Source organism: Acetobacter conturbans, assembly GCF_011516755.1.
GTDB lineage: Bacteria > Pseudomonadota > Alphaproteobacteria > Acetobacterales > Acetobacteraceae > Acetobacter > Acetobacter conturbans.
In genome coordinates, this window is sequence record NZ_WOSY01000006.1 from 67,059 (window position 1) to 79,335 (window position 12,277).

General features: G+C 56.3%; 8 protein-coding genes. 4 read left to right on the forward strand and 4 right to left on the reverse strand.

Features of this window, described 5'->3' with window-relative positions:
• Positions 1 to 40: 40 nt before the first annotated feature.
• Complete coding sequence (locus GOB81_RS07820; RefSeq protein ID WP_173569833.1) at positions 41 to 967, reverse strand: MBL fold metallo-hydrolase; 927 nt, start codon at positions 965 to 967, stop codon at positions 41 to 43.
• 701 nt (positions 968 to 1,668) lie between these two features.
• Between GOB81_RS07820 and GOB81_RS07825 the strand changes: the two genes are divergently transcribed.
• Positions 1,669 to 3,018 (forward strand): carbohydrate porin, encoded by a 1,350-nt coding sequence (locus GOB81_RS07825; RefSeq protein ID WP_173569976.1) that lies wholly within the window; start codon positions 1,669 to 1,671, stop codon positions 3,016 to 3,018.
• Positions 3,019 to 3,186: 168 nt separating this feature from the next.
• Positions 3,187 to 3,690 (forward strand): DUF2721 domain-containing protein, encoded by a 504-nt coding sequence (locus GOB81_RS07830; protein WP_173569977.1) that lies wholly within the window; start codon positions 3,187 to 3,189, stop codon positions 3,688 to 3,690.
• Positions 3,691 to 3,723: 33 nt separating this feature from the next.
• Here GOB81_RS07830 and GOB81_RS07835 read toward each other — a convergent pair whose 3' ends face one another.
• Positions 3,724 to 4,194 (reverse strand): DUF3465 domain-containing protein, encoded by a 471-nt coding sequence (locus GOB81_RS07835; RefSeq protein ID WP_173569834.1) that lies wholly within the window; start codon positions 4,192 to 4,194, stop codon positions 3,724 to 3,726.
• A gap of 46 nt (positions 4,195 to 4,240) precedes the next feature.
• Positions 4,241 to 5,188 (reverse strand): N-acetylmuramoyl-L-alanine amidase family protein, encoded by a 948-nt coding sequence (locus tag GOB81_RS07840; protein WP_173569835.1) that lies wholly within the window; start codon positions 5,186 to 5,188, stop codon positions 4,241 to 4,243.
• A gap of 539 nt (positions 5,189 to 5,727) precedes the next feature.
• On the opposite strand from GOB81_RS07840, the gene GOB81_RS07845 reads away from it, so the two are divergent.
• Positions 5,728 to 8,565 (forward strand): Rne/Rng family ribonuclease, encoded by a 2,838-nt coding sequence (locus GOB81_RS07845; RefSeq protein ID WP_173569836.1) that lies wholly within the window; start codon positions 5,728 to 5,730, stop codon positions 8,563 to 8,565.
• Positions 8,566 to 8,661: 96 nt separating this feature from the next.
• Positions 8,662 to 10,863, forward strand: a complete 2,202-nt coding sequence (gene uvrB, locus GOB81_RS07850) for an excinuclease ABC subunit UvrB (RefSeq protein ID WP_173569837.1) — start codon at positions 8,662 to 8,664, stop codon at positions 10,861 to 10,863.
• A 13-nt stretch (positions 10,864 to 10,876) separates the two neighbouring features.
• Here the strand turns inward: uvrB and GOB81_RS07855 are convergent, their stop codons facing one another.
• Positions 10,877 to 12,223: a hypothetical protein gene (locus GOB81_RS07855; protein WP_173569838.1), complete on the reverse strand. Its 1,347-nt coding sequence runs from the start codon at positions 12,221 to 12,223 to the stop codon at positions 10,877 to 10,879.
• Between the last annotated feature and the right edge of the window lie 54 nt (positions 12,224 to 12,277).

Consider the following 12,277-nt stretch of genomic DNA (forward strand, 5'->3'; position numbering starts at 1 on the left):
GAGGCTTCCTGAGTCTGAAAAAATATTATGGATCAATAAATTAAAGGCGATTTACCGGGATTTTTATATAACTGACGCCATTGTCTTCGGGTTCCGGCATATGTCCAGCCCGTATGTTGATCTGGACTGACGGCATGATCAGGTTTGGCAGGCCGAGCGTCTTGTCCCGGTTTGTCCGCATGGCGACAAACTCATCTTCCGGGACGCCTTCATGCACATGGATATTACCGCTGCGTTCGGCTGCGACTGTTGTCTCCCATGCGAACTGGTCACGTCCGGGCGCTTTGTAATCGTGGCAGAGAAAAAGACGTGTTTCCGGGGGAAGTGAAAGCAGCCGCCGGATCGAGTGGTAGAGCTGGCGGGCGTCTCCTCCCGGAAAATCGGCGCGGGCAGTGCCATAGTCAGGCATGAAAAGCGTATCGCCGATAAAGGCCGCATCTCCGATGATATACGCCATATCTGCGGGGGTATGCCCGGGAACGGACAATGCTATCGCGGGCAGGGAGCCGACCGTGAACGTTTCTCCGTCATGGAAAAGCTGGTCGAACTGCGAACCGTCGCGCGCGAAGGCTGTGCCTGCATTGAAAATCTTGCCGAACACGTCCTGCACGCGCCGGATATCAGCGCCAATCGCCAATTTGCCGCCGATCTGCTCCTGTAGCCAGGGAGCGGCGGACAGGTGATCCGCGTGGGCATGCGTTTCAAGTTGCCAGCCTACCTCCAGCTTTTCCTGTCTTACATAATCCACCACGGCCTGCGCCGAGCTGTTACGGGTGCGACCGGAGGCGGCTTCGTAATTCAGGACGCTGTCGATGACGGCCGCCTTGCGGGTCGTCGGGTCATACGCCACGTGCGTCGCGGTGAAAGTTTCCTCATCGAAAAAAGTCCGGACAACGGGACGGAGCGCACTGTCCCGGCGGGCTTTCTCAATCTGAGCCGTGGCAGCGGCAAGAGCAGTATCTGACATGATTTTATCTTTCATAGTTTATGAAAGTTATTATGTAATGGATAGGAGTTGCGGCCGCAGGGAGTCAAGGAGAAAGTGGCGATGGGAAAGGGCGGGTGAGGCATGAATGGTAATTGTTTTAAGGAAATTAGCCAATACAGGCAAAAAATTACCTGATGCTTGGAGCGCGTGTATAGGCGCTCTTGTGAATGGTATAATTTAACTTTTAATGAAAATTATATCGATTTCCATTCGCATGCTTTGGAAGCGTGTTTTTGAATAAGGTGGAGGTGGAGTTTTTTACTACGGTTTTCAGCTTTTATTCGTGAGGCATTCTCTGTGTTTCCTTTGCAACAGAGTCACGGAAGATTGCTGAAAGAATAAGCCGGTATGTTGGATTTGTTTGGAAACCATTGTACGCGCTGAAGTCTCGAGGCGAGAAAGTGGTAATGAAAAACAAAAAAACAACGCCGCACCTCGACAGCCATGAGTCTGTCTTGCGTTCATCCCGCAGCCCCCGCTGGCTGTCTTTTTGCCTGCTGGCAGCAGGTATTTTTTACGTATCGTGTTCATCCTCACGAGCGGAGGAGGGGCCTGCCGTGCAGCCCGTCATCACGCCTGCCGTGCAGCCCGTCATCACGCCTGTCGTGAATGTGGGCGGCGGAAAAGCGAAGGTCGGTCCTTACGATGCGCCCGCGCACAAGGCGCCTAAAAAAACGCCGATGACGCCAGCCGAGCGGCTGGAGGCCCTGTTTGATACGGAGAGTATTTCGTCTCTCCTGAACAGCAACGAGGATGCTTTGCGCGAGCGCGATCTGTCGGCAGGTTACTACGTTCCGGCCCAGACCTTCGGCAATCTTGTTCCGCAATTGCAGCCCGGTCGTAAATGGTTGCAGGACCGGGGTTTCAGTTTTCAGTTTGCCTATAAGGAGGAATCGCTCGCGAATACGGGTGGCGGTCTGACGAAGGGCATGTCCTATGCTCACGAACTGACCCTGACGACCCGGTTCGATCTGGGAAAACTTATTGGCTGGAACGGGTGGATGCTGCATGCCGTGATGATGGAGCGTGCAGGCCGCGAGGTCAGCTACGACCATGTGGGCGAACACCGCATCCTCCTCTCCGAGGTGTACAGCCTGTCCGGTCACATGGCCGCTCATCTGGCCGACATCTATCTGGAAAAGGCCCTTCTCCAGAATAAGGTCAACATCAATATCGGTCGCATCACGCTCACGCATACATATGCGACCTCCGTGCTGCTCTGCACCTTCATGATCCAGTGTTCCGCGCCTGTCGCGCTCAAATCGCAGGCCGGGTGGAGCGTTTATCCGAAGGCGTCATGGGGAGGCACGGTGCGCGTGCGTCCGACACGCGATCTTATTCTCACGACGGGCGTCTATGCCTCGGGACCTCTCACGTCTAATCCCTCGGGATGGGCGTGGGGCAGCGAACAGCATACAGGCGTCATGCTGCCGATCGAACTGGGGTGGGAGCCGTTTTTCGGTCGCGAAAAACTGCCGGGTCATTACAAGATCGGGTTTGGTCATGACACGACCCGTTATGATGATATCATAGGCTCAGTGCCCTCCGCCTACCGCAATGTGGCCTCCGTTCATGAAGATCGTCCTCGTGATACATTCTATTTCGAGGCCGATCAGATGGTTTACCGCAAGGGCGGAGATCATCAGATGGCGGGCGGATATCTGCTGGCTGGCTACATCCACAATACGCCGAGCGTGTCCATCTGGTCAGATCAGGTCTATTTCGGCGCTTCCCTGCTGGGTATTCTGCCCTATCGGCCTTTTGATCGTTTCGGTGTGATGTATTCATACTATCAGATCAGTAACCGCATGACTGAAGGGCAACGCTTAAACCAGATGGCGGGATTGTCCCTCGGATCGTTCGTCAATGGGCCGCAGACGCACGCCGCGACACTGGAAGCCTATTACGGTATCCCGGTCGTGCCCGGGCTCGTGATCCAGCCGGTCTTTGAATACATAATGCGTCCGGGCGAAACTTCGGTAATTCCGAATGCTATTCTGGGTGGCATCAAGGTTCTGGCGGCGCTGTAATCGACGTCCCGGCAGACGCCGAAATTCCACGCGTCTGCTGGCATGTTTCCCCCTCGCATTCTCTGTCTTCCGACGGATGGGTGCGGGGGCACCGCTGCCTCGCGGTTTGAACTTCAGGGCAACACCCGTTACGAACCGACCTTTCTGCTGCGACTGGTTGCTTTTTCTATGGCCCTCCCTCTTTCTGCTCTTGCCTCTGATTCCGCAGGGGATGTCGCTCATCTGATCGAGACGGCCCTGACCCCGGTTTTCATGTTGTCAGGTGTTGGCACGTTGCTGAACCTGCTGAATACACGCTCCAGCCGTGTCGCCGATCAGATCGAAAAAGCATCGGATCTGCTGGACTCCGAGCAGGACAAGCATGCTCGCCGTAATCTTTCTCACCATCTCAATCGTCTGGCGCGACGGATGATGGTGCTGGATGTCGCTATCATGTTCGGCGGACTGGCTGGCGCCATGACCTGCGGAGCGGCGTTTGTTCTTTTTCTGGGCAGCGTTCGCGACGCTTCGATCGCGCTGTGGCTGGTCCTGCTGTTCGGCGCGGCCCTGCTCAGCACAGTGGCGGCACTGGCCACTTTTCTCTGCGATTGCTTCCTGTCATGGAACAATCTTCGCAGGGACGGTCCGTTGCCGAAAAACGTGAAGCAAAGCGTGAACGTGAAAACGAGCTGACGCAGGCGCGACCCGCGTCAGCTGGCAGGCGCTTCAGTCGAACCGTTTGCCATTGACGATGACATAGCCGGGCACATCCCATGAGCGGCCAGTGCCGTGATGGGTCCAGTCGATCCCCTGACGACGGGGGGAATCATAATAGTAGCGGCCCACAACGTCCGCCATGTCTCCATCACGGACCCAGGGCCAGTTCGCGCCGCTAATCTCATCCAGATTGGAAACAATGCGGATGGAGACCCCCTGACCCACATTCACATAGAAGTATCCATGCCATCCGCTGCGCGTATGTTTCGCTTTTTCTGAAACTGCGACAACCTGACCGCAGATATGAACGGGCACATTGCCCCGTCGCCCGCCATTTTCGTAATTCTTCTGGGCATCCAGAAAGCCGCTGTTGTCACATACGGAAGAAACAGTTCTGGCCCAGACGGGCGTGGTGGCCAGGGTCGTTACACCAAGAAGGACGGCAAGCAGACGGGCAGGCGGTTGAGCGAACAAATTCATTAGTTTTCCTAAGCTTCGAAGCGGGTACAGATTATGGATGGGGCCATCACCCTATCCCGATGCGGGTTGTGGCGAAATAACGATCCACCGCGTCCCGCATCGCCCCCGCGACCATGGCGCGGTGCCCTGCCTGTCTCAGAGCTGCTTCATCGTTCCGGTTGGACATGAAACCCATCTCCACGAGCACGGAAGGAATGTCCGCAGCTTTCAGAACGACAAACGCTGCGTGGCGTTGCGGATGGGGCAGCAGGGCAATCCGCGAGTGGAAGGACGAAACCACCGAATTTGCAATGTGAGCTGAACCGCGACGGGTTTCTTCGGTGACGAGGCTGGCCAGGATCTGTTGCACGGCCGGAGAGGTCGCGTGAACATGCGGCCCACCGAACAGATCCGCACTATTCTCGCTCTGCGCGATCAGGGCGCTCTGTGAGTCAGAGGCGGCGCTCGCCAGTGTGTAAACACTTGCGCCACGGACGTCAGGATCGTGCAGGGCATCCGCATGCATGGAGATGAAAAGGGCAGCCTTATGCGCCTGCGCCATTTCCACCCGGCCTTCGAGAGGGATGAAGCGATCGCTGGAACGTGTGAGGGCGACACGGTAACGCCCCGTGGCAAGAAGCTGACGCTCCAGTTCCGCCGCCGCGGCTTCGGAGACATGTTTTTCGTAGGTGCCGGAATAGCCGATCGCGCCCGGGTCTTTGCCGCCGTGGCCGGGATCAAGCATCACCAGAGGCGGGGGCGGCCTGACATTTCGCAGGATCGCTGGAGCGTGGAGCGGCGTGTGAGGCTTCGTATGGGCTGCTGCTGCGGTGCGGGCGACGGCCGAAATGGGCAGTAGAGAAGACAGTCCGGCAAGCAGCAGGAGCTTGCGCCTGAAAGGTGAGTCGAGTGGGCTGGAGGATGCGTCGGGGGTCACACCCTGACGGAATGTCCCGCAAGGCAGCAGGGGGCTTTCAGACAAAATTTTCAGCTCGTTCTTTCCGTCGTGAACCATCAGCCGCATCCCGGGCGAAATTTAATGGATTTTGTCATGTCGGTGTTGGGAAGTCATTAATGAACGTCAATTATGTCAGGATGTTGTGGATTGTATGCTGCGGTGCGCAAAGGCGCTGTTGCACGGTGTCACAGCTGGTGTCTTGCGTCCTTTCTTTCTTTAGGTCATGTTTGGCAAGACGTGGACCATTTGTGACGATTGTCCGCGCCGCCCGGATCCGGGTCGATCGCACCGCATGATTAAGGTCGGTCTCGCTTTGGATCAGGGTTCACCTTACGCTGATCGACAGGGGCGGATGAGAGCAGGTCTGGACAGTACGATACGACGGGACACAAGCGGGAAACGAAAGTCTTCCATCGCTGGCCAGTTGTCGTTGCTGGGCCGTCAAGCCTGTATCGCAGTTTCCCGTGCGTCGCTCACGCCTCTTATCCCAGATCGTATAGTCGATTTACCCGCAGCGCTCCCGCGCGGCGCCCGGCCTGAAACTGGTCGGCTGCGCCCGCTTGGAAGAGCGCCGGGACACCGGAGTTTCTCTTTTTATGACCAAGCGTATGCTGATAGATGCGACCCACGCGGAAGAAACCCGCGTCGTCGTGATGGACGGAAACCGTCTTGAAGATTATGACGTTGAAGCCGCCAACAGGAAGCAGCTCAAGGGTAATATCTATCTAGCCAAAGTTATTCGGGTCGAGCCGAGCCTTCAGGCGGCGTTCGTCGAATACGGTGGCAACCGGCATGGTTTTCTCGCGTTCAGCGAAATCCATCCTGACTATTACCAGATCCCTGTAGCGGATCGGGAAAAACTGCTCGCTATTCAGGAAGAAGAGGCCGCTCTCGAAGAAGAGCGCGCGGAGCAGGCTATCGAGGCTGATTCCACGGCGGACTCATCTGATGGCGGTGAAGGCGAGGCTCAGGCGGCCTCCGGCGGAGCGGATGAAGAGTCCGACGGCCAGAACTCTCAGACGCCGGATTATGTCGGTGGAGAGACTGACACCGGCGAAGAAGATATGGTGCAGAAGCGCATGGCCCGCTTCCTGCGCAATTACAAGATTCAGGAAGTCATCCGCCGCCGCCAGATCCTACTGGTGCAGGTCGTCAAGGAAGAGCGTGGCAACAAAGGCGCCGCGCTGACCAGTTACATTTCACTGGCCGGTCGCTACTGTGTGCTGATGCCCAACGCCCTGCGTGGCGGTGGCGTGTCCCGCAAAATCACCTCCGTGGCCGATCGTAAGCGTCTGCGCGACATCATCGCAGACCTGCAACTGCCTCGTGGCATGGCCATGATCGTCCGCACGGCCGGGGCCCAGCGCCCACGTCCGGAGGTGACGAAGGACTGCGAATATCTGCTTCATCTGTGGGACCAGATCCGCGAGCACACGATCAACTCCGTGGCTCCGGCGCTGATCTACGAAGAAGCCAGCCTCGTGAAGCGCGCCATCCGCGACGTCTATACCCGCGATATCGATGAAATTCTGGTCGACGGTGAGCCCGGCTGGCGCTCCGCGCGCGACTTCATGCGGATGCTGATGCCGCAGAGCGCACCTAAAGTGAAGCTGTGGCGCAAGGAGAACCAGCCTCTCTTCAGCCATTATCACGTTGAGGGTCAGCTTGACGGTATGCTGTCGCCGACCGTGCAGCTTCGCTCTGGCGGTTATCTGGTGATCAACCAGACCGAGGCGCTGGTGGCCATCGATGTCAATTCCGGTCGTGCGACCCGGGAGCGCAACATCGAGGAAACCGCGGTCAAGACGAACCTTGAGGCCGCCGATGAAGTGGCCCGACAGCTTCGTCTGCGTGACCTCGCGGGGCTGATCGTCATTGACTTCATCGACATGGAGGCCCGCCGCCATAATGCGCAGGTCGAGCGTCGTCTGAAGGATGCCCTGCGTCATGACCGGGCACGGATTCAGGTTGGTGGTATCTCGCATTTCGGCCTGCTGGAAATGTCCCGGCAGCGGCTGCGTCCGTCGGTGGCGGAATCAGCGTTCATGTCGTGCCCGCACTGTCAGGGCACCGGCATTGTGCGCGGCATCGAGAGTTCTGCCCTGCACGTTCTTCGGGCAATTGAGGACGAAGGCGGCCAGCGCCGCGCTGCGGAGATCGCTGTGTATGTGGCGGGTGAAATCGCCCTCTATATCCTCAACAACAAGCGTGACTGGCTGACTGCCATCGAGACACGGCACAAGATGCATGTGGTCTTCGCGGCTGACGCCGGACTGCCAGCTCCGGAAATCCGGATCGAACGTCGACGTGCCCAGACTGCTGTCTTTGATACTCCTGCATCCGAGGGTGAGGATGCCTTGCTGCCGGTTGAAGAGGATCAGCAGGTATTGGTCGCAGATGAGCCAAGCGCAGAGCCAAAGCCGTCACGCAGCCGTTCTATCGCCATAAGCGATACGCCTCCCGTGGAGGCGGCGCCTGTTGGTCAGGTCAGTCATCCTGATGGAGCGGACGAAACTCCGGAAGAGGACCGCACTGAAGAGGAAACACCGACCCGTCGGCGTCGTCGGCGTCGTCGGCGTCGGGGTTCGCGTGAAGAGACCGCTGGAAATGCACAGGTCGCAGCTTCCGACGATGCGGACGAAACGGTTGCTCCGAAAATCGAAGCGAGAGCGGAAGGGAAGCAGCAGGCAGTTGGCAAGGACGTCGCCGCTGACGGTGAGAACCTGGTGCCGGGACGCGCGCGGACTCGCTATTCACGCAAGAACGGGACAGGCGCTCCCCGCCAGAACCGTGCAGGCGAAGAGCGTGCTCCGGTTGCCCCTGTGGCTGCTCCAGTTCCAGCTCCTCCGAAATGGCGTGGCCCTACTCCGGCGGATCCGTTCGGAGGCAGTTTCGATATCTTCGACATGATGGAGCAGGAAGAGTTCGCGTCTTCCGCTACGCCGCCGAAGGTTCCGGTTGTTGCCGAGAAGAAAGAAGAGCAGCAGCCTGTCGTGTCGGCAGAAGCGCATGCTGAGGAGCAGGTCACTCACGACGTAGCGACGAAGGAACCGCGTGCGGGTCGCCGTCGCCGTAGCCGACGGGATGCGCCACGCACCGAAGCCGTGATGGAGACGCCTGAAGTCACTGTCGCTGCTGAGGAAATCGTAGCGGTGCCGGAAAGCGAGCCGGTCGCTGCCGTTGTGGATGAGGAAAAGAAAGCGCCTGCTCGTGGGCGTCGTCGTTCCCCGCGTCGTAAGCCTGCTGAGACGAATGACGGTGAGGTGGCTACAGTTACAGCTACTGAGGCCGAAGCCGAGGTGCCTGCTGCTGTCAAGGAAGCCGTTGCGGTGAAGCCCAAAAGCACCCGTAAGCCAGCAGTGGTCGTCAAGCCAACTGTGATTGATGACGAGACGCCTGCTGCAAAACCGCGCACAGGATGGTGGCGTAAGTAAACGCCATCTTCTTCTGGTGAGTATGGGAAACGGGAACCTTCATGGTTCCCGTTTCCGTCTCTTGCGGCCACTGGCTAGAAAGCCCATCTTCTAACAATGGCTTCCCGCACCCGATCTTCCCTCGAAGGTAACCCCGCGCTCTTGTTTCAACCGGAACGCTTGCCTCCGAAAGAGAAGCGCTTTCGGATGGAGGTTGTCGCGGAATATGAGCCTGCGGGTGATCAGCCGACGGCGATCCGGGAGTTATCGGCGGGTGTGCAGGACGGACTGCGTGATCAGGTTCTGCTTGGGGTAACCGGTTCGGGCAAGACCTTCACAATGGCGAAGGTGATCGAGGCAACGCAGAAGCCCGCTCTCATTCTCGCACCCAACAAGACACTCGCTGCACAGTTATATAGCGAGATGAAGCAGTTCTTTCCGAACAATGCGGTCGAATATTTCGTCAGTTATTATGATTATTACCAACCCGAGGCTTATGTCGCGCGTTCGGACACATACATAGAAAAAGACAGCCAGATTAACGAGCAGATTGACCGGATGCGGCACGCCGCCACACAGGCGCTGCTGGAACGCAATGATGTGATCATCGTCGCATCCGTCTCCTGTATTTACGGTATCGGCTCTGTTGAAACCTACTCCCGCATGGTCGTGCGGCTGGAGGTTGGGGGAGAAATCGATCGCGACAGACTGATCAAGGCGCTGGTGGAGTTGCAGTATCGTCGTAACGATGCGGCGTTCGTGCGTGGTGCGTTTCGTGTGCGCGGCGAAAGTATCGATATTTTTCCTCCTCAGAACGAAGATCGTGCCTGGCGTGTTTCACTGTTTGGCGACGAAATTGATCAGATCATCGAGTTCGATCCCCTTACGGGGGAGAAGACGGCCGACCTGCAGGAAGTCAGCCTCTACGCCAACAGCCATTATGTGACACCGCGTCCCACGCTCAATCAGGCGATCGTCAGCATCAAGCAGGAATTGAAACAGCAACTGGCGAAATTTATCGAGGAAGGAAAACTGCTGGAAGCCGAGCGGCTCCAACAGCGGACGACCTTCGATCTCGAGATGATGGAAACGACCGGTGTCTGCAAAGGCATCGAGAACTACTCCCGCTATCTTTCGGGGCGCCAGGCGGGTGAGCCGCCTCCGACACTCTTCGAATATCTGCCCGAAGATGCATTGCTGATCGTGGATGAGAGCCATGTGACGGTGCCGCAGATCGGCGGAATGGAACGGGGAGATCATGCCCGCAAATCAGTTCTGGCCGAGTTCGGTTTCCGCCTGCCGTCCTGTCTCGATAACCGGCCACTGAAATTCGGGGAGTGGGAGGCTTATCGTCCGCAGACTCTCTTTGTCAGTGCGACGCCTGGGCCGTGGGAAGTGGCGCGTACGGAAGGTGTTTTCAGCGAGCAGGTGATCCGTCCAACAGGACTGATCGATCCGGTGACCGAAGTGCGGCCCGTGGATCGTCAGGTTGACGATCTTCTGGCTGAGTGTCGGGATACGATAGGGAAGGGAGGCCGTATTCTTGTCACGGTACTGACCAAGCGGATGGCCGAGGATCTGTCCGAGTATCTTGATGAAGCTGGCCTCAAGGTGCGCTACCTCCATTCTGATATCGACACCTTGGAGCGTATCGAGATCATTCGTGATCTGAGGCTGGGTGTCTTCGACGTGCTGATCGGGATCAATCTTCTTCGTGAAGGACTGGATATTCCGGAATGTTCGCTTGTCGCCATTCTTGATGCCGACAAGGAGGGTTTCCTTCGTTCACGAACGTCGCTGGTCCAGACCATTGGTCGTGCGGCCCGTAATGTGGACGGCCGTGTCCTTCTGTATGCCGACAAAATGACAGAGAGTCTGCGCTATGCCATCGAGGAGACAGCGCGCCGACGCGAGAAGCAGGCGGCATGGAATGAAGAACACGGCATTACCCCTCAGAGCGTGCGCAAGCACATTGGTAAGATCGTCAATTCAGTCTTTGAACAGGATTACGTAACGGTTACGCCGACAGAAGGCGCTGAGGCGGATGAGTTTGTCGGCAAGAATCTCGATGAAACCATAGCGGATCTGGAGAAGCGGATGCGGGCTGCGGCTGCCGATCTGGAGTTCGAGACGGCAGCGCGGTTGCGAGATGAGGTCAAACGACTGGAAGCGCTACAGCTTGGCATCGAACCACCATCATCTTCAGTTCCAAGACCAGGTGCCGTCCGGAAAAAGGCGACGGCCCCTGTGCCGCTTGGGCCGGGAGGTGGTGGGTATGATCCTTCGAAAGTGAAAAAACGATCTGGCAAGCGCAAGTAAGGATAGATCGTTTTTAATCTGGTATGCAGGTGTAGCTTTCCCATTCGAGTGAATTGGGAGAGTCCAGAGATACTGTATAATCAGGGGAGGAGCAGAGGTAGCCCTCTCTGGTGCGGATACAGTAACCGGGATGATGTGAATATAAAAATTTGTCATGTGTTTGTGCAGGATCGAATATTGTTAGGGCAAGAATGTCCCTGTCCTGCATCTCTGATGTTAGAAGTAGGCCATCTTCTGTTTCTCTGATGTAAAATATCTGGCCATGCAAAGAAATGCAGAGAACATTTCTCTCGCTGCCTGGATCTCTTAAAACTGGAATTGCACTGTTGTCCGCTAGGAAGCTGTTCTGACAGGTGAAGTGGTGGTTTTCAGCGTCGTAAGCCAGAAGATTGCCGTGATATGTCAGGATTTTTTCTACATTCGCCCTGATCTGCGAAGAACGTGATGCAGGAACGGGAAAGCTGCCTGTCACCCGAAAATACGTAACAGTCCTAAGATAGTCAGACGCTTCCTGCATGTATCCATGCCAGCACAGCGCCGCAAGAATGCGATTGCTGAGTTCCCTGTCATTATCAATAGTTTTTAGGGAAGGGCCTTCATCCTGAAGGCATCTTTCATACAAATCCTTGCAAAGGCATGGATGTGATGATGTTGCCTTTCGTAGCCGCTGCTTGATATTGGTCGGATGCTGACGGCGGATTTTCGAGACGGTTCCGGGCAGTTCCGTAACGCCCTGCGGACTACGCAATACCTCAAGTAAAGACCGAAAATTCTCTGAGCCACAGATATGGTCGAAAATGAGGTGCCCCGTATGGAACGTGGGGACGAGATGAATCGCTTCTATTGCGTCCGCTATCTTGTGGGCATGGTAATAATCAACCGTTTCAGCAGGATCGTAGGCGACGAATATCTCACCCTGAACCTGAGATTGTCTGAGACCCATCCTTTCCATGCCAGACCGGAAATTTCGTTCCACATATTCCCCGGGAATATCACATTCATCAGGGTCCAGAGACCATTTGGGTGCGGCGGCAAAAACTGCCGTGGCATTAAGCTGTTTTGAAAAGGAAATCGCAGCATGGCCACCCATGGAGAGGCCGATCAGAATGATTGTTTTATAATTCCGCGCAATTTGATTGATTTTATCAAGTATTATTTCAGTTTCAGGAGAGATATACCAATGGTCCACTTTTGCCGTGACGCCGATAGCATTGATCCGGTTTTTTTTAATGGGTGTAGCACCCAGAAAAGAAGTCGTGGCTATATGTGTTTTCCACGCACCTTCAAAGGTTACCAGCAGATAATCACTGTCACCAGTGACATGGTGAAGAACCAGTTCCTGACCTTCGAAGATCACCATAATGCACCAACGCTTTAAAATTAATACTGGCGTATGTATTCATTAGGATGAGTT

What these genes read in the sequence shown, in the direction of transcription:
- GOB81_RS07820 (WP_173569833.1), bottom strand. Translation starts at nt 967, where the DNA reads ATGTCAGATACTGCTCTTGCCGCTGCCACGGCTCAGATTGAGAAAGCC.
- GOB81_RS07825 (WP_173569976.1), top strand. Translation starts at nt 1,669, where the DNA reads ATGACGCCAGCCGAGCGGCTGGAGGCCCTGTTTGATACGGAGAGTATT.
- GOB81_RS07830 (WP_173569977.1), top strand. Translation starts at nt 3,187, where the DNA reads ATGGCCCTCCCTCTTTCTGCTCTTGCCTCTGATTCCGCAGGGGATGTC.
- GOB81_RS07835 (WP_173569834.1), bottom strand. Translation starts at nt 4,194, where the DNA reads ATGAATTTGTTCGCTCAACCGCCTGCCCGTCTGCTTGCCGTCCTTCTT.
- GOB81_RS07840 (WP_173569835.1), bottom strand. Translation starts at nt 5,188, where the DNA reads ATGGTTCACGACGGAAAGAACGAGCTGAAAATTTTGTCTGAAAGCCCC.
- GOB81_RS07845 (WP_173569836.1), top strand. Translation starts at nt 5,728, where the DNA reads ATGACCAAGCGTATGCTGATAGATGCGACCCACGCGGAAGAAACCCGC.
- uvrB (WP_173569837.1), top strand. Translation starts at nt 8,662, where the DNA reads ATGGCTTCCCGCACCCGATCTTCCCTCGAAGGTAACCCCGCGCTCTTG.
- GOB81_RS07855 (WP_173569838.1), bottom strand. Translation starts at nt 12,223, where the DNA reads ATGGTGATCTTCGAAGGTCAGGAACTGGTTCTTCACCATGTCACTGGT.